Here is a 17,505-nt window from a genome sequence, read left to right on the forward strand (position 1 = left end):
TGGCTATCCATCCGGTGCGCTTTGTTTCTAATCTGCACCCTAGCTGATGGATAGCTTTTCTGTCCACGTCTGACCGCAAAAACTGTCCGAACTATTGTAATTAATGAACTTCTACAAAAAATTGCTAGGCACGACAACTTTGACGACTGGTATCAAACGGGAAAGATTTCACTGGTCGTAGTCAAAGAATTCTGCCAGAAATTGAGGCAAGATGCTCGATTCGCAGGACAACCAGGGCGCTTCTACGCCTCCGTGGTCGCGATTGTCCATCGTATCTGTAAATCTTGGTTAGCTCTTCAAGCACGTCTTAAGCAAAAGATTGCTGGGCAAACTCGATGGCTTGCCATTCTCCAAAGTGATGATGAGCTAACAGTTGCTATTCAGGGTAATCTGAGTACTCTACAGCTCAAAGCCAGAGAGATTCTGGCTCAGTGCAGTTCTCCAACTTCAGCAGACGACGACCCTCAACCTAAAAAAGCTCGCAGCAGAAAGCAATCCGCGCAAAAAACCAGGCAGCAGGGAGACAGTATTCCTAGTATGCTCTTCAGACTGTACGAACAGACAGAGGAAGTGCTGACTCAATGCGCGATCGTCTACCTACTTAAAAACGGCTGTAGAGTGCCTGAGAAACCTGAAGATTACGAAAAATTTGCTAAACGCCGTCGTAAAGTCGAAATTCGGTTAGAACGGCTCATGATGCAATTCCAAAACAGCCGTCTTCCTAGTGGTCGAGATCTCTCTAATCAGACCTGGTTAAATGCATTAGCCCTTGCGACTACTCAGATGCCTGAGAACGAAAAGCAAGCCACAGGCTGGCAAGCGAGTCTCCTTACTGAAGCCAGGTCTTTACCTTTTCCAGTAGATTTCGAGACGAACGAAGACCTTCGCTGGTTTCTGAATGAAAAAGGAAGACTATGTGTCAACTTTAATGGCTTAAGTGAACATTCATTTGAGATCTACTGTGATCAAAGGGATCTCCACTGGTTCAAGCGATTTCTAGAAGATCAACAAACTAGGAAAGCTAGCAAAAACCAACATTCAGCCAGCTTATTTACCTTACGCTCTGGGCGAATTGCTTGGCAGGAGGGTAAAGGCGAAGGTGAACACTGGAACATTCATCGGTTGATTTTATCCTGCACTGTAGACACTGATTCTTGGACTCAAGAAGGTACAGAACAAATTCGGCAGAAAAAAGCTAGTGAGTGTGCAAAAGTTATCGCTAGCACTAAAGTCAAGGAAAACTTGAGCAAGAACCAAGAAGCATTTATTAAAAGACGGACAACAATGCTGACTTTGCTTGATAATCCATTTTCTCGTCCAAGCCGCCCTCTTTATCAAGGTCAGCCATCGATTTTAGCAGGTGTAAGCTATGGGCTTGATAAACCTGCTACTCTCGCGATTGTCGATATTCAAACTGGCAAAGCTATCACGTACAGAAGTATCCGACAACTTCTGGGTGAAAACTATAAGCTTCTCAACCGATATCGTTTGCGACGGCAACACAACGCTCATCAGCGGCACAAGAACCAGCAAAAAGGTGCATTCAATCGGTTTGGAGAATCCAACTCAGGAGAATATTTAGACCGTCTGATAGCTCATGAAATCGTGGCGATCGCTCAAAAATATCAGGTTAGCAGCCTTATATTGCCTGATCTAGGCGACATTCGAGAAATTGTCCAAGGCGAAGTTCAAGCTAAAGCAGAGCAAGAAATCCCCGGTTCTATAGAACTCCAACGACGATATGCCCTTCAGTATCGAGCCAGTGTCCATCGCTGGAGGCATGCTCAACTCAGCCAATGTATCGGAAGCCAAGCTGCCCAAGTCGGCATTTCTATCGAGGTAGTGAAACAACCCTTTACAGGAACTCCCCAAGAAAAGGCTAAAAGTTTAGTGATCGCAGCCTATCAATCCCGAAAATAAAAAATACTTGCAATCAGTTCAAACTTACTATATAAATTAGATGCGCCGTAGTTCATGCCAGAAATGGTCTCTGTGCTATCGACAATTATGAGCTAGTTTGACTATTGGAAGATAGTCTTGCTTTCTGGCTTTGGTGACTGTCCACCTCGAAGTTGGGTGCGCTCCCACCAAAAAGGTGCGGGTCTACCGCAGTGATGGTTACTGTCTTCACCTCCGAGCAAGGAGGAATCCACCTTAACTGTTCAAATTGACAAACCGAAGCAAGGGCAAAATTCCTAGGAGGTTTGCCAAAAGGCTGTATTTCGCTCTGAGACTTCTTTTCGGAGGTTGTTCTCTAACCTTAAACGGCTGATGAAAAGCTAGAAATCAGGTTGAAAGCGAGGTTTGCCAAAAGTACTGCTGAAAAGCCTTTTGTGACTGAGTTTCAACGCTTAGGGTTGCGATCGCCTTTCCAGCGAGAGGCGGGTCGAAAGTTAAGCCCAGACGGATCGAACTGGTTTACGATGACCGTCGCGATTGCCTTTTCAGCAGACGGCGGATTGAAAGTTGTAAATCTCTCTATACCGCTTGCTCCGATGCTTGTTGCGATCGCCTCTCCAACAAAGGATAGAGCAGAAGGATGTCCAGATTCTGTGGGAGCCATAAGACTCTTCGGTAGAGATCGTCTCTTTAGTCCTAACGGAACTGAAAGCAGTAACTTCAAAACTACTTAGGAACACTTAAATACTATAAATTTTGCTTATCAAAGCTAAGTGGTAAGTTTTTTAGTTTAGATTCATTGTTAGGGTGGACTGAAAGGCGCACTTCGTTCGGGATTGACAGCTAATGATTTAGCTGCCGTCCCCACTTGTTTTAGTCGAACTGACAGTCGATGACATTAACGTGTTAACGATCGCCAAGAAGTGCTAGATGACAAAAAGTCGTTAACGACGACATCAATCTGGTAAGGACGACATCAATTCGTTAACGATGACAAATAAAGTGTTATTCGACAGGACAGATGGACAAAAAATCAAAGTCGGGATGATAGGATTTGAACCTACGACCCCCTCGTCCCGAACGAGGTGCGCTACCAAGCTGCGCTACATCCCGCAATCAATATTGCCTAATCTAGATTAACACAAGAGCTTCCTCCTAAAATCTTGGGCTGCAACTTGTTAAGATAAGTCTTGCACAACTTCAGGACTAATAGGCGTGGTCGTTAAGCCAGACTGGTTAAGGGTTAAGGCTCCTCAATGGGAGCGGGTCGGCAACGTTAAAGAAATTTTGCGGGATTTGTCACTCAATACCGTTTGCGAAGAGGCATCTTGCCCCAACATTGGGGAGTGCTTTAACAATGGCACTGCCACATTTTTGATCATGGGTCCCGCCTGCACGCGTGCCTGCCCCTATTGCGATATTGACTTTGAGAAGAAACCTCAGCCTCTCGACCCAACTGAGCCAGCGCGACTCGCAGAAGCTGTGCGGCGAATGCACCTCAATCATGTGGTGATCACGTCTGTCAATCGCGATGATTTGCCCGATGGGGGAGCTTCTCAGTTTATGCGCTGCATCCAAGAGATTCGAGCCGTCTCGCCCGACACGACGATCGAGGTTCTCATCCCCGACCTGTGCGGCAACTGGGGCGCATTAGAACAGATTCTCAGCGTCTCGCCTGACGTGCTGAATCACAATACTGAAACGATCGCTCGTCTCTACCGTCGGGTGCGCCCTCAGGGAGACTATGCTCGATCGCTCGAACTCTTGCAGCGGACTCGCCAAATCAACCCTCACGTCTACACAAAGTCGGGGATCATGGTCGGCTTGGGCGAAACCGATGCAGAAGTGCGGCAGGTGATTCGAGATTTGCGGGAGGTCAACTGTGACATTTTGACGATCGGGCAATATCTTCAGCCGACGCAGAAACATCTGGGCGTTCAGTCGTTTGTGACTCCTGACGAGTTTGATGCGTGGCGAGACTATGGAGAAGGGATCGGTCTGCTGCAAGTGGTCTCTTCGCCCCTGACGCGCAGTTCTTATCACGCTGAGCAAGTGCGAGACCTGATGGCAAAGTATCCACGCAAACAGGGTGAGGAATGAAGGTTGCCGTGATTGGCGCAGGTGCCTGGGGTTCGACGCTAGCAGGTTTGGCTAAAGATAACGGGCACCAGGTCAGTGTGTGGTCGCGTCAAAGCTCCGATCGCCTTGAGACGGTGATTGATGGGGCAGCGATCGTGCTGTCAGCCGTCTCGATGACAGGGGTGCGGTCAGTGATCAAATTGCTAAAATCGCAGTCTCTTTCGCCCAACACAATTCTGATTACTGCCACGAAAGGACTCGATCCCGAATCAGGAACCGAGGTAGATTTGCCGCGATTGCCCTCCCAACTCTGGCAAGCCGCGTTTCCGACTCACGCGGTCACGATTCTCTCTGGACCTAATCTCTCAAAAGAGATTCAGCACGGGTTGCCTGCTGCAAGCGTGGTTGCCAGCACCAATCTAGCCGCTGCCGAACAGGTGCAATCTGTTCTTTCGTCGTCTCGATTTCGGATCTATACCAATTCTGACCCGTTGGGGGTTGAGTTGGGAGGGGCATTAAAGAATGTAATCGCGATCGCGGTCGGTGCTTGTGATGGCTTGCAGCTAGGAACCAACGCCAAAGCCGCCTTGGTGACTCGCGGATTAGCAGAAATGATTCGGATTGGGGCTTATTGGGGTGCAAATGCTGAGACGTTCTACGGTTTGTCAGGGTTGGGTGACTTATTAGCGACCTGCAACAGCCCTCTAAGCCGAAACTATCAGGTGGGCTACGGGTTAGCGCAAGGAAGTTTGTTAAAGGACGTTCTCAGCCAACTAGAAGGCACGGCGGAAGGAGTCAACACGACTCACGTTTTGGTGAAGTTGGCTCATCAACAAGCTATTTCTGTCCCGATTTCTCACCAGGTTTATCAACTGATTCAAGGCGAAATCACGCCCCGATCGGCGGTCGAAGCGCTGATGCTGCGTGACAGCAAACCAGAAGGTTAGTAGATTTACTGGCTTTGCCTTAAATTTCTCCCTGAAGTTCTTCGCTCAGAGTCACTAGCCCCTATACACTGTTTTGTGGCGACCTCAAAAAGGGCAAAGAATTTTATGGACTCGGCTGCACTCTGGCAACGCTATCAAGACTGGCTCTATTACCATGCAGGCTTGGGTTTTTATCTTGATGTCAGTCGGATGCGGTTTGATGATGACTTTGTTCGACAGCTAAAACCCAAGTTCGACAAAGCATTTGAGGAAATGGCGGCGCTAGAATCTGGGGCGATCGCCAACCCTGACGAAAACCGCATGGTCGGTCACTACTGGCTCCGCGACCCCGATTTGGCTCCTAATCAAGAGTTTAAGCAGGACATTATTCAGACGATCGCAGATACTGAGTCGTTTGTTCAAAAGATTCACGCTGGCGAGATTCGCCCTCTACAAGCTGAGAGATTTACGGATGTTTTGTCGATCGGCATTGGTGGGTCAGCGCTAGGACCCGAATTCATCGCAGAGGCGTTGTCTCCCGATTTTCCGCCAATGGCGATTCACTTTATTGACAACACTGACCCCGCAGGTATCGATCGAGTGCTGGCTCGAATTGGCGATCGACTCAACAGCACTCTCGTTTTGGTCATTTCAAAATCGGGCGGCACCCCAGAACCCCGCAACGGCATGATCGAAGTTCAACACGCCTATCAGGAGCGCAACTTAGACTTCAGCAAACAAGCCGTTGCCATCACGGGCAGAGGCAGCAACTTAGATCAGATTGCCCACTCTCAGGGCTGGCTAGCTACCTTTCCCATGCACGATTGGGTGGGCGGACGGACTTCCGAATTTTCAGCCGTAGGATTGGTGCCTGCTGCTCTACAAGGCATTGATATCCGGGCAATGTTGGCAGGTGCAAAAGAAATGGATGCCGCCACCCGTCTGCGCGAAATTAAGAACAACCCGGCGGCGATGCTGGCGTTAGCCTGGTATTTTTCGGGTAACGGTAAAGGTGAGAAAGATATGGTCGTGTTGCCCTACAAAGATAGTTTGCTGCTGTTTAGCCGCTATCTTCAGCAACTCGTGATGGAGTCGTTGGGCAAAGAAAAAGATCTAGACGGCAATACGGTCTGTCAAGGCGTCGCGGTTTACGGCAATAAGGGATCGACCGATCAACACGCTTACGTTCAACAACTGCGAGAAGGCATCCCTAATTTCTTCTTGACCTTTATTGAAGTGCTGCACGATCGGGCGGGGCACTCGATCGACGTTGAGCCAGGAGTCACCTCTGGCGATTATCTGTCGGGTCTGCTTCAGGGCACTCGTCAGGCACTTTATGAAAATCATCGGGATTCCATCACCGTTACGATTCCTGAAGCCAATGCTCACAGTATCGGTGCGTTAATCGCTCTCTATGAACGAGCAGTCGGGCTGTATGGGTTTCTCGTCAACGTCAACGCCTATAACCAGCCCGGAGTCGAAGCAGGCAAAAAAGCCGCTGCCGGGATTCTAGACTTGCAGCGCAACGTCGTGCAGGTGTTGCAAGCCGAAAACACGCCTCTTCCGGTGGGAACGTTGGCACTCAAAGCGGGTGCTCCTGACCAGGTGGAAGCGGTTTATAAAATCGTCCGTCACCTTGAAGCCAATCAACGTGGGGTGAAGCTGCATGGCAATCCAGCCAAGCCTGAAAGCCTGACGGTTAGCAAAGTCTAATCTACAAATCTGGTGCGAGCGGCTTGCGTCTGCTGAAGGGTTTCTTCAAGAGTCGTCCAATCCTGCTGGTCGATCGTGTGAATCATCCGATCGAGCGTTTCCCGGTAGACTCGGAGCGATCGCAGCACTTCTTCGCGGTTATATCGTGCCATCATCAGCCCTAATTCGGGGTTGCCGCCGCCCACTCGACTGGTATCCCGAAACCCGGAGCTAGCCAGCAATTGAGCGAGTTTGAGGCTGGCGGGATCAGCATCGCTTAGACAGGCAGTGATTAGACTTGCGCTCACCATTACAGGCAGGTGAGAGATCCAGGCAACTGCCCGATCGTGCTCGTCGGGCTGACAGTGATAAAGCCGCACTTGCAGCGGACGAATAATCGATTCGACCAGCGCGATCGCGTCCAATGGCGTTGCTTCAGTCGGCGTTAACACATAGGGGTTTCCCGCAAACAGACCGTGTTGGGCTGCTTCGATGCCGCTTTCGGCAGTTCCCGCCATCGGGTGCCCTCCCACAAAGTTACGCCACAGAGGAGTGATGTCTCGCACGATCGCAGCTTTCACCGACCCGACATCTGTTACTATTGTCGTCAGAGAAATATGCGGGATCAGTTGAGCGACCGTTGTTTGAACATATGCCAGCGGGGTGCAGATGAAAATTGCGTCTGTGTCTGCCAAGAGTGCTAAATCTGTGACGGCTTCATCGGCTGCACCTCTTGCTACAGCAATGTCACAGGTTCGTTCTTGACGACTAACTCCTAAGACTCGATGACCGAGCGATCGTAAATCTAACCCCAGCGATCCCCCAATCAACCCCAGACCCACGATCCCAATTTTCATGCCTTGTCCATCCAACTTGCGTGCAGTGCTCCAGGCTAATTTTGATCTAGATCTGGGTACGTTAGCACCAAGCCGCCCCCCAATCTTGGGGATATTAGTCAGAAACTGTAGATGAAAGCCGAGGACGTTCTGAAACAATATGCCGCTGGGTCACGAGAGTTTTCTGCCCTTGATTTGAGAGAAATCAACCTCGGCGGAGCTAATTTGAGCGGTGCAGATCTTAGCGGTGCTGATCTGAGCGTCGCCAATCTTGCAGGAGCGAACCTCAGCCACGCTGACCTGAGCCAGACAAACCTCAGTGTTACTAAACTCAATGGTGCCAACCTCAGTAATGCAAAACTCAACGGTGCCAAGCTCAGTGCTGCCAATCTCACGATGGCTGATCTGCGAGAAGCCAAGCTTGTGCAAGCAGAGCTGATTAAGGCAGAGTTGACGCGATCGGACTTGAGCGGGGCTGACCTGCGGGGAGCCAATCTCAGCAATGCCGATCTGCGAGATGCCAAATTGCGCTACGCCAACCTCAGTCAAACTAACCTGAGTCGAGCCGATTTGCGTCATGCCATTCTCACCGAGGCAAATTTAGAGCAAGCCAACTTAACCAGCAGTGATTTGAGCAGCACCGATCTCACGGGCGTTGATCTCAACCATGCCGAACTTCGACAAACCAATCTCAGCCGCGCCAATCTGCAAGGGGCAAACTTATCAGGTGCCAATCTCCGATGGGCTGATTTGAGTGGTGCCAACCTCCGATGGGCGGATTTGAGTGGCGCGAAACTCAGTGGTGCCAACCTGACGGGAGCCGATTTGAGCCATGCCACCTTACTCAATGCCACGCTGGTGCACGTTGACCTGACTCGTGCTAACTTAGCAAACGCCGACTGGTCAGGAGCCGACCTCAGCGGTTCTACAATGACGGGCATCAAGCTTCATGGTGTGTCGCCCTTTGGGATCAAAACGACTGGGGCAACCTGTCGCTGGATTGATCTCAGTCAGAATGGCGATCAAAGTCAGATTTATACCTTTGCCACTGAGAGTTGCCAGGAATATTTTAATGAGATGCCCCCGATCGTGGAAGTGGTCATCGACGCTCGGCTCGACACAGATGCCAACTGCGCGTTAGCCGTCACCTATCAGCAGGTGGCGCGACAGTGCGGCTTTTTGGCTCCCCCCCCTGAGATCGAAGCCCATTTACGCCGAACCACGTTAACGTTTCGGCTAGAGCGAGATGAGCAGCTGTTGATTGCGGCTTATGTGGCAATTTTTCCCTTTGAGGATAACAAAATGACTCAACAAACGTTGATGGACTTGCTGCACCAGATCCCCACCCAAAAACTTAGTCAAGATGCTGGAAAGATTCAACAGTTTCAGCAGCTTGTAACCGTATTGAGTCAACAAGTCCAACAAGTCAACGCCGTCAAACTGCTGCAATCCATTCCGATCGCCCTCAAAAAGATGACATTCTTTCAGGCACCGACCAAGACAATTCTGGTCAACTCTAATAATCAACGGCTGACGCTCTATCACAATCCCAAGTTTGGCAAACATCCGATCGTGACCTCTCAGTCTGATCAAGTGCTGAATGCGCTGAATCAGATTCAAAGCTTCAAGCCTCCATCCTTGGAGACCGCGATCGAGTTTGTGAAAGGCTTTCACCCAGGGTTAATGTGAGTGAGAACAGGAATCTTTATAGGGGAACGAGTCAGATTTCTGGATATTCGCGACGACTTTCTCACTCAAACATCGACCGTTCCGGCTGTTCCAGCTAAGAGTGCGGCGATCGCACCAAGGACAATGTTAGCTGTCGTGTATCGAGTACTGTTGCGCTTGAGGAGATTCTTTTGCGTTTGCGCTTTTTCGAGGCTGCTAGAGATTTGTTCCCTCATTACATCCAGTTGTCTTGCCGGATCAGTAGAATTTGTGTTCATGGGTTTTTCTTCAAGACCTAAAATTTGTCTCTTGCAATATCTAGTGTAGTGGTGAAACAGACTACAGATAATAGTGAACCGTGGTCACGACTCGACTTTTCTTCGTCCGCAAGGCTGCTTTGAGAAATAAAGTCGTCTGGTTGTGCAAAACGCTTTCCCACCAACGACGGGGCACAAAGGCAGGAATGATAATCGTAGACAGCACATCGGGGTGTTGGTCTTCAAAGTCGCTGACGAACTGTAGGATTGGCGTAACGACCGATCGATAAGGCGACTCTAAAATATAGAGGTCAATATCAGACTCTAATTCCTGCCATCGCGTTTGCAGTTTTTCGCGATTAGTTGAGCCAGTGTCTACATGAATCGCGACGACTTCATCTCCAATACTCCGCGCATAGTCTAATGCCTCAACGGTGCCCCGGTGCAGTTGACCGACGATGACGATCGCCGGATGCGTTGCGAGTGCGCCTTTGGGTCGCGTCATATAGCTGCGAGGTGCCAATTCCTGAATGCTGAGACGGTTTGCCACATATTGATAGTGCTTCCGAATGCTCACAAACAGCCACACAAAAAGCGGAATCGCCAGCACAACGATCCAAGCTCCGATCGCAAACTTCGTCCAGACTACAATGACCAGCACAACTGCTGTTGCTAAGGCTCCTAGCCCATTCATCACGGCACTGGCTTGCCATCCGCGCTCTTTGCCTTCATACCAGTGAATCACCATTCCCGCCTGAGACAGCGTGAAAGAGGTAAACACCCCAACTGCATAGAGAGGAATAATCGCAGTCGTGTCACCCCGAAACACCACAATTAGCACGGCAGCACAAATACTGAGCAGCAAAATTCCGTTTGAGTAGACGAGGCGATCGCCCAATAGCGCCAACTGCCGAGGCAAGAATCCATCGCGTGCCAAAAAGTAGCAGAGACGCGGAAAATCTGCATAACTGGTGTTGGCTGCCAACAACAAAATCGCCGGAGTCGCAAACAAAATCAGGAAATAATAGAGGGGCGAGATGCCAAAAATCTGCCGACTCAGCAGCGATAAAACTGTTTCTGATTCGTTAGGCACCAGTTGATAAATGTGGGCAAGATAGGTGATGCCCAAGAACATCAGACCCAGAATAACGCCCAGATAAAGGAGCGTCTGACGTGCATTGATCCACTCTGGCGGCTTAAACGCCAGCACTCCATCTGAGATCGCTTCAACTCCCGTCAGTGCCGTACAGCCCGCCGCAAACGCTCTCAAAATCAAAAACAAACTCAGTTGCTCAGTGACTTTATGCACGGTTTCGGCAGGCGGGATCGGCGTGAGTTGTCCTGTAACTTGGTTAAACATTCCGACCCCGATCAACACAAAAATGCTGACGATAAAGGCATAAGTCGGCACCATAAAAATGCGCCCTGACTCTTTTACGCCTCTTAAGTTCGTCAACATCAGCAAAAAGATGGCAACCAGACACAACTCGACGGTGAACGGACGCAGCACGGGAACCGCAGACACAAAGTTATCGATTCCGGCTGAGACGCTAACCGCCACTGTGAGAATGTAGTCAATGATCAGTGAGGCACCCGCGATTAAGCCCGACAGCAGCCCCAAATTGCCACGGGCAACAATAGTAAGATCCACCCCCCTTGGGATAAGCGCGAATCGTCTGCCGATAAGACAGGATGACTAGAACTAATAGCACTACGATCGCCCCCGCGATCGGCACCGAAAACCCTAAGATGCCTGCCCCCGATCCCGCTGCAACTAAAACGATCAGGGTTTCTTGAGTCGCATAAGCAACCGATGAGAGCGCATCTGAAGAAAGCACGGCTAGGGCGGCGGCTTTGGTTAATCGCTCTTCGTCGTGGGCACTGGTTGGTAGCGTTTTACCCAATAAAAACTGCTTGACTTGAGAGAACGTCATGGAAAGAAGCCACCTTCAGTTTTGAAGAAGAGATGGGTGAGTGAGAGGCGTGTGTCAGAAGATTCATACTTCAGGACGTTGCGATCATAGACCAGATAGAGGAAGGGAAACTGCGTAATTACTGCATATCATCTCAGTTAGCTAATCTTCCGGTAGATTCAATCTTGTCAAGACCTCACTAGAATTCAGAATATCCCTCTTGAAATGGATGAAGGGTCAGGCTAAAGATGAGTTCACTGCGCGATCGCTTTAATCAATTTACTGGCAAAACTCGATTTGTCGTCTGCCGTCTATTTATCCACTTGGCTGGTCAAGAAGTCGCTCCGCTGCTGGGAGTGCTTAATCAGGCAGCGCGGCAAGCGGTGGATGCAGAAGGAGAGATGCAGGTTTTGGGCGAAGGGCTGGTCGAGATTTGTCAAAGCCTTTTGCAATATCAAACTTACTGGCAGTCTGCGGGCAACGAAGGCGACGTGTTTTGGAGCGAGGGTGAAGCCGGAGATTATGTGAACGAGTTGTTTACAGATTCTGCCCAACGCTATTTGAGTGCGCCCGAACTGGAAGACGCGTCTGGGCAACCTGTTGATCCGCTCTCGTTGCCCGTGACTCAGAATTTGATTGTGATGATCACGATCGCCGCAGAAGGTGAGGTTCCTGACCTGGAAACCGATCTTGCCAGCGTCCGGGCTTTAGAGACAGGATTAAAGTCAATCATCAATCTGCACTATCAAGAGCGCTTACAGGCGGTTCAGGTTCATTTCTCCCCAGCGAGACTCGGCGAAGAACTTGACCCTGACCAGCTTCTAGAGTTTTTCCCAGAATTGATTCCCCTATAGCTAATTCTTAGAGTATGTCTTCTCCACCATTCACTTCCTGTTTAAAGTCTATGTTCCGCCGACTTTTACTCCTTTCTATGACTGCCGCCTTGTGTCTAACGACGGTTGCGTGTGGTTCTCCTGGAGATTCACAAGTTAATGGACAGGGCAACCGTCCTGCTAACACTCGCACTGAGCAGACTCGCCTTCCTGATGGGCAATATTCGGTTCAGCAAGCGACCTACAACGATGGAGATGGAGAATACACGGTTTTGCTGCTAAACACACAACCGGGCGTTCCCTCATCCTTCCGCACCCAAAACTTGCCGCTCGCTCAGTTAACTCCCGATGAAGTCAAAGCGGGGCAAAAAAATTATCTCAAAGTTGAGAACAATCAGGCATCGCTGCACATTCCTGAAGATTTCAAAATTGAGTATGTTCACAACGTCGCTGAAAATGTGACAAACCCTCAAACGGGACAAACCGAGACGAGAATTGTCCGTCAAGAGCCAAGCTTTTGGAGTCCGTTTGCTGGAGCGGTAGCCGGAGGGATCGCAGGTCAAGCGATCGGAAGTCTTCTCTTTCGTCCTCAATACTATGTTCCGCCCGTCTATCAAGCAGGTCGCCCACTGACTGGGTTTGGAGGCTATGGCAGCAGCTATGGTCAGGCGGTCGATCGCTATCAGCAGCGATATCAGGCTCCTCCTGCCGCCGTGCGAAACCGCACAACCTTCCGCTCTACGGGACGCATCAACACCCCGTCCTACAACAATCCTGGAGTCAGCCGTCCCTCGATCGGAAATGGTCGCCCTACTGGGTCTGGTTACGGCTCTAGCAATCTGCGCCGCTCTACTGGCTCTACTCCAAGCCGCGTCAACCGTCCTAGCTCGTTTGGCAGTGGGCGATCGCGAGCAGGCAGCAGCCGCAGACGCTAACGCCTCATTTATCCTTCACCCTTATTTTTCCCTGCGGTCAAATTAATCTCCGCAGGGTTTTTTATGGGTATGTCAGAATGGTCATCTAGTACGACTTGAGTTCAAGCTTGTGATTGAGGTAGAAGTTCATCAGCAACTCCGCGCCTTTCTGCGAGAGCAGGGCGAACCCTATTGGTCTCACCATTTAACAATGGCTCGATTAGTGGCGCGTGCCCTACGGATCGGTCGCAGTGCTCTGATTCAAACCGGGGCACCGTCTGGCTATCATGGGCGCTATCGCCTCAGCTATCTGGTGCCGATTTTGATGTGGAAAGGGTCAGTGATTGTGGTAGCTCCCGAATCGGTTCAGCAACGGCTGCTGATGGTTGAGATTCCACGGTTGCGACAGTGGATCGATACGCCCAAGCCGATTCGCACAGGCGATCGCTGGGTCAGTCCTGATTTTGAAGGAATTTTGCTCACGACTCCAGAAGCTTGGTTAAGCGATCGACTCAACAATGAAGGCAGATTTCCGTCTGATATTCCGACCATTATTGACAACGTAGATGATCTCGAAAGCTGGGTGCGAAATCAACTCACGATCGATCTACAGCCTTCAGACTGGAATGATTTGATGTTGGCGTGTCCTGAACAGACCGAAGAGATTCGGGATGCACGGGTTCAATTGACGAAAACGATTTTTCATCATCCCGCCAATCCCTACGAGTGTTACTTAATTGAGCAATCCGAACAGGATATTCTCGATTCACTGGCTCAAATCCTTCCTTCCTCATTGCCCGATCGCTGGGGTAACTTTTTCGATCGCGTCCAGTCTGAAGAACAGCTTGTTTGGGCAACGATCGCCCGTCCGTTAGGGCAGTTTTCTCTCCACTGTGCCCCTATTGAAATCGCGTCGAGATTAACGTCGATTTGGTCGCAGCAGCCAACTGTTTTAATTGGCGGCGCACTGGATCTTGAATCGGATGCCATGACTTATCGACAAAAATTAGGGTTGAGTCAAGATCTCACCTGTTTGAAATTTTCGCTCGATCGTCAAGATGACCTCATTCAGCTTTATCAGCCTGACGGCATTCCGATGCCCAACACGCCTCAATTTCAAGGAGGGTTGCTGCAAGAACTGCGATCGCTTCTGAGTGCCAGCACTGCCGTGCAAGGGCTATCGGTAATTTTGGTTGGTGATATGCCGCTCAAAGCCCAGGTAGGAAGCGTTTTGGCATCTGAGTTTGGCTCTAGAGTCCAAGTTGAGCGCACCTGTCTCGACGACAACGGCATTTTAGTGACGGGCTGGGAATTTTGGCGAGAGCATCAGAGTGTGCTGCCTGCGCCCCGACTGTTGGCGATCGCGACTCTGCCCATTCCCTCGCTAGAAAATCCGCTGGTTGCTGGGCGGGTTGCTCACTACAAAAAGCTCCGTCAAGACTGGTTTCGGCTCTACTTATTTCCAGAAGCGTTGAGTGAATTGCAGCGCGCGATCGCTCCAGTTCGCGAATGTCAAGGAGTCGTTGCACTTCTAGACAGTCGAGTGATTCACCGCAGCTATGGCAATCAAGTTTTGGCAGCTCTTAGCCCTCTAGCGCGAATTAATTATCTAGATGCCAGCTTGTTTACAAATCTGCCAGGAACAGGTTGGCAAGATTAACCTTCTAGCGCTTATTAAGATTCTTGACTTTCGAGACTGAAAATCGGTAAACCAGAAGCGCTATTATCAGGACAAATCCTTTATCTAAAAGCGAAGAACAATGGGAGAAGCAAAGCGCCGTAAAGAATCTCTAGGAGAAAGCTATGGCAAAGAGTCCAATATTTCCCCCTGGCTGCCCGTCACCAAGACTCAGGCACAACAATTTGTCAAGTGGTCTTCTACAGGTGCTTGGATCGGCATTGTCGGTCTTGTGGCGGCTTGGGTCATAGTCCTTTTTGTCGGTCCTCTTTTTGGCTGGTGGCAAGTTGACTGATTGAGCAGGAACTTTAGAATAATAGAGTCGTCAAGACACTCTTAATTCTATAAAATCATGCTGCATCCGCAATTCTACAAAAAACCTGAAGACTGAGAGATTTGACCAGACTTGTGATAGACGATACGTTGTGACTTTACATGACTCGTTACCATAGTATAGTGAAGTGTCTCTGAATGCTTTGCTAGCATTCGCTGGTATGTCTTTTTAGAGAGATAGCTCACTGCTTAAGAGTAGACCGTCAAATTTTTAATAAAGGGTTTAGAATTGGTTGTGGTGATTGGAGGACGATTGTGTTCTTAAGACTTGCAGAACAACACCGACAGTTTGTACAAGACCTCGTGATGAATCTCCAAGCGATGGCGATCGTGTTAGAGAATCGAGGTTATCTGGCTTCTTGCTATACCTGCGGCGGTCAGATGAATAGCGCTTCGTTTATGGTGAGTTTGGGAGACAACCACCTAATCCGTTTTTTGGTGTCGGATTATGGAATCACCTGGACGGAGATGCGTGACGATCGAGAGTTGATGAAGCTTGAAGGTGCCGAAGCTATCAGCCAGCTTCAAGAACTAGCTAATTTAGTCAAGTTCCACATTGAGCCTTCCGACTATCGCCCTGCGGTTCCGGCACAAAGCCTTCACTAGGTTGTGTCAGACCGCTCTAGGTTTTCACTGAAGTTTAGAGAGCTGGTTTGATCCCCTCGGATGTCAGCTTTTGCCAATCCAACAGGATTAAAGCTTCCAGTGATAATCTGGATGGCGGGGTTATTCTTTCAACAGTTGATGTCCTTTGGAATCAGATCATTGGGCGCTTCGTAGCTGCTCCAATTTAATTCGTGACCTTCCCCCTTTGCCAAATAGCAGTACCCTTTTTTGAAGGCAACCCTATTTGTCTACGCTGCGTGACGCAAGGAAGCTTTTACTAAAGAGAATGTTCGACTTTATTGATCTGCTCTGAAGAAGTCCGGCGCTGTCTGCTGCAGTCAAGCTATCGTCAACTCTCTACGTCTCTTCAATGCGCGTGAGACAGGAGATGATCTCCCTACCTTGTTGCGATCCCAAATTCAGTGCTTTGGGTGAGGAAATTCAATCTCGAACTGCGATTCTTGGCACTAAGTATTAAAAGTTTAGATCAGGCTGATGATGTACAGATTTCCTGCCTCATCAGAATCTAGCTGATTGGGGTTTAGATGCTAGAACCAATCTAAACCCCAAGTTGAGCTAATTTCTCGAAAAACGTCTGTCGTCTTTTACACGGATTGCGATCATCTGAAGTTCTTGCGAGTTCCAGCTTTGTGCTTGACGCGACCCAGATTGGTCATCAAGAAAATAGTCCTGATTTCCTAAGACGGTGATCGCGACCCAAGCAGTAACAAAAAGTGCAGCTAGAATAATCATTGATGACCTCTTAAAGTTTTTATATCCTTATTATTAAGAAATATAACATATATTAATCAGCGATACAGTCTGCCTTTCGTCGAGTTTAAAGTTGCCAGTTGCTCACGCAAAAACTGAGGGTAGCATATTATACTGAGAAGTAAGAAGTCTGCTGAGTCGAGTGTTTGAAGTTAAGAAGCCAGGGCACACTAAACATCATCGTCTAGTCTCAAGGCTAATTTAGCGTCTATCAGGAAGTGGCAGAACCGTTAAAACCGATCGTTAGTCTTTGCATAACTGATGCACGCGAATGAACAAGCCTATCAAAAAATCAGACCCGATCGTCAAGCCCATTCCATCGGCTTCTTCTCAAGAATCTCAAGTTAAAAATATTCTCAATAAGCTACCTTCAGAAGCTAAGAATTGGGCAGAAAGCTTGCCTTGGAATCAGCGACGATATGTGCTTTCACTCTGCCACTTGCTCTGTGCAGCAACTCCTGATATCCAGGCAGAGTTTTTAGATGAATATACTGCCAATGGTTTGATCGCAAAGCTGGTTGAAAATCGAGAAGTCAAACAAAAAGTCAGAGACAATCTCAATCGATTTCACATTCACACCGAGTTGAGTGAAAGCTTTGTGAGAAGCTACATTCGACAATTTTATATTCACTCAGCCCAAGACGCTCGTAGAACGCCCGATTTGTTTTTAGAATCAGCCCTTCGGATCGTTGCCAGCACTGAAGAACGCAGCAATATCTTGAACTACATTTTGGGATTTGAACTGATCAAAATGATGTTCACAATGAGTTGGCTACAGCACGAAAAACTTTATCGGCTGCAAAAAAATCAAGAAGAGTTTATCGAAACCTATATTAAGCCAATTCGACACGCCCATCGAGTTAATAAAATCATCGTGCCGCGAGACGAAAAATTATTCTTCGCACGACGAGACTACTTTGTCCAAAAACCCAAGCTTTCAGATAAAAAATTAGTAGAGCTAGCGATCGCCACCTTCACGACAGAAGTGACGACAAGCTTTGGGTTTTCAATCATTCGCCATGCTCATTCGTTTGACTTTGACTACGAGGAGATTTTCTCAAACGAGCAAGAACCGATTTTTCCAAACTCCTAAAAAGCAA

The 17,505-nt window shown here is 49.0% G+C and carries 16 protein-coding genes and 1 tRNA gene; 11 read left to right on the forward strand and 6 right to left on the reverse strand.

Translation table 11 applies throughout. The features are described 5' to 3' along the window. The first annotated feature begins 120 nt into the window (after window positions 1-120). Window positions 121-1,920: a type V CRISPR-associated protein Cas12k gene (gene cas12k / locus A8707_RS14125; protein ID WP_231948081.1), complete on the forward strand. Its 1,800-nt coding sequence runs from the start codon at window positions 121-123 to the stop codon at window positions 1,918-1,920. A gap of 424 nt (window positions 1,921-2,344) precedes the next feature. On the opposite strand, the gene A8707_RS14130 is transcribed toward cas12k, so the two are convergent. Both A8707_RS14130 and A8707_RS14135 read right to left on the reverse strand, forming a co-directional pair. Beyond that, entirely contained in the window at window positions 2,345-2,563 is a 219-nt protein-coding gene (locus A8707_RS14130) for a hypothetical protein (protein WP_068817893.1), read from the reverse strand. Between the two features lie 375 nt (window positions 2,564-2,938). After that, a tRNA-Pro gene (locus A8707_RS14135) sits at window positions 2,939-3,012 on the reverse strand. A 102-nt stretch (window positions 3,013-3,114) separates the two neighbouring features. On the opposite strand from A8707_RS14135, the gene lipA reads away from it, so the two are divergent. The 3 genes from lipA (at window position 3,115) to A8707_RS14150 (ending at window position 6,617) form a co-directional block, all read left to right on the forward strand. Beyond that, window positions 3,115-3,999, forward strand: a complete 885-nt coding sequence (gene lipA, locus A8707_RS14140; protein WP_068817894.1) for a lipoyl synthase — start codon at window positions 3,115-3,117, stop codon at window positions 3,997-3,999. Next, window positions 3,996-4,925, forward strand: coding sequence for an NAD(P)H-dependent glycerol-3-phosphate dehydrogenase (locus A8707_RS14145; RefSeq protein ID WP_068817895.1), 930 nt, complete (start codon window positions 3,996-3,998; stop codon window positions 4,923-4,925). The genes lipA and A8707_RS14145 overlap by 4 nt, the downstream gene beginning before the upstream one ends. 105 nt (window positions 4,926-5,030) lie before the next feature. Next, on the forward strand, window positions 5,031-6,617 hold the full coding sequence (locus A8707_RS14150; protein WP_068817896.1) for a glucose-6-phosphate isomerase: 1,587 nt from the start codon (window positions 5,031-5,033) through the stop codon (window positions 6,615-6,617). On the opposite strand, the gene A8707_RS14155 is transcribed toward A8707_RS14150, so the two are convergent. After that, the gene (locus tag A8707_RS14155; RefSeq protein WP_269452727.1) at window positions 6,614-7,591 is read right to left on the reverse strand and encodes a prephenate/arogenate dehydrogenase; all 978 of its coding nucleotides are present in this window, start codon (window positions 7,589-7,591) and stop codon (window positions 6,614-6,616) included. The two genes, A8707_RS14150 and A8707_RS14155, sit on opposite strands and share 4 nt — an antisense overlap. On the opposite strand from A8707_RS14155, the gene A8707_RS14160 reads away from it, so the two are divergent. Further along, window positions 7,565-9,121, forward strand: coding sequence for a pentapeptide repeat-containing protein (locus A8707_RS14160; RefSeq protein ID WP_068817898.1), 1,557 nt, complete (start codon window positions 7,565-7,567; stop codon window positions 9,119-9,121). The two genes, A8707_RS14155 and A8707_RS14160, sit on opposite strands and share 27 nt — an antisense overlap. 65 nt (window positions 9,122-9,186) lie before the next feature. Here A8707_RS14160 and A8707_RS14165 read toward each other — a convergent pair whose 3' ends face one another. From A8707_RS14165 to A8707_RS29715, 3 genes are all read right to left on the reverse strand, one after another. Further along, on the reverse strand, window positions 9,187-9,378 hold the full coding sequence (locus A8707_RS14165; protein ID WP_068817899.1) for a hypothetical protein: 192 nt from the start codon (window positions 9,376-9,378) through the stop codon (window positions 9,187-9,189). A gap of 61 nt (window positions 9,379-9,439) precedes the next feature. Beyond that, window positions 9,440-11,008 (reverse strand): APC family permease, encoded by a 1,569-nt coding sequence (locus A8707_RS14170; protein ID WP_231948068.1) that lies wholly within the window; start codon window positions 11,006-11,008, stop codon window positions 9,440-9,442. Beyond that, complete coding sequence (locus A8707_RS29715; protein WP_231948069.1) at window positions 10,932-11,291, reverse strand: hypothetical protein; 360 nt, start codon at window positions 11,289-11,291, stop codon at window positions 10,932-10,934. The genes A8707_RS14170 and A8707_RS29715 overlap by 77 nt, the downstream gene beginning before the upstream one ends. Window positions 11,292-11,518: 227 nt before the next feature. Here A8707_RS29715 and A8707_RS14175 point away from each other — a divergent pair, with 227 nt between their 5' ends. The 6 genes from A8707_RS14175 (at window position 11,519) to A8707_RS14200 (ending at window position 17,498) form a co-directional block, all read left to right on the forward strand. Continuing rightward, window positions 11,519-12,124, forward strand: coding sequence for a DUF1517 domain-containing protein (locus A8707_RS14175; protein ID WP_068817900.1), 606 nt, complete (start codon window positions 11,519-11,521; stop codon window positions 12,122-12,124). 77 nt (window positions 12,125-12,201) lie between these two features. Then, window positions 12,202-13,038, forward strand: coding sequence for a hypothetical protein (locus A8707_RS14180; RefSeq protein ID WP_231948070.1), 837 nt, complete (start codon window positions 12,202-12,204; stop codon window positions 13,036-13,038). Between the two features lie 109 nt (window positions 13,039-13,147). Next, window positions 13,148-14,677 (forward strand): ATP-dependent DNA helicase, encoded by a 1,530-nt coding sequence (locus tag A8707_RS14185; protein WP_068817902.1) that lies wholly within the window; start codon window positions 13,148-13,150, stop codon window positions 14,675-14,677. A 100-nt stretch (window positions 14,678-14,777) separates the two neighbouring features. Next, window positions 14,778-14,990, forward strand: coding sequence for a DUF2839 domain-containing protein (locus A8707_RS14190; RefSeq protein WP_068817903.1), 213 nt, complete (start codon window positions 14,778-14,780; stop codon window positions 14,988-14,990). Between the two features lie 293 nt (window positions 14,991-15,283). Beyond that, entirely contained in the window at window positions 15,284-15,634 is a 351-nt protein-coding gene (locus A8707_RS14195; RefSeq protein ID WP_068817904.1) for a DUF1815 family protein, read from the forward strand. Window positions 15,635-16,676: 1,042 nt separating this feature from the next. Then, window positions 16,677-17,498 carry a cobyrinic acid a,c-diamide synthase gene (locus A8707_RS14200; protein WP_231948071.1) on the forward strand — a complete coding sequence of 274 codons (822 nt, stop codon included), beginning with the start codon at window positions 16,677-16,679 and terminating at the stop codon, window positions 17,496-17,498. Window positions 17,499-17,505 lie beyond the last annotated feature (7 nt).

This window comes from Phormidesmis priestleyi BC1401, from assembly GCF_001650195.1.
Lineage (GTDB): Bacteria > Cyanobacteriota > Cyanobacteriia > Leptolyngbyales > Leptolyngbyaceae > Phormidesmis_A > Phormidesmis_A priestleyi_B.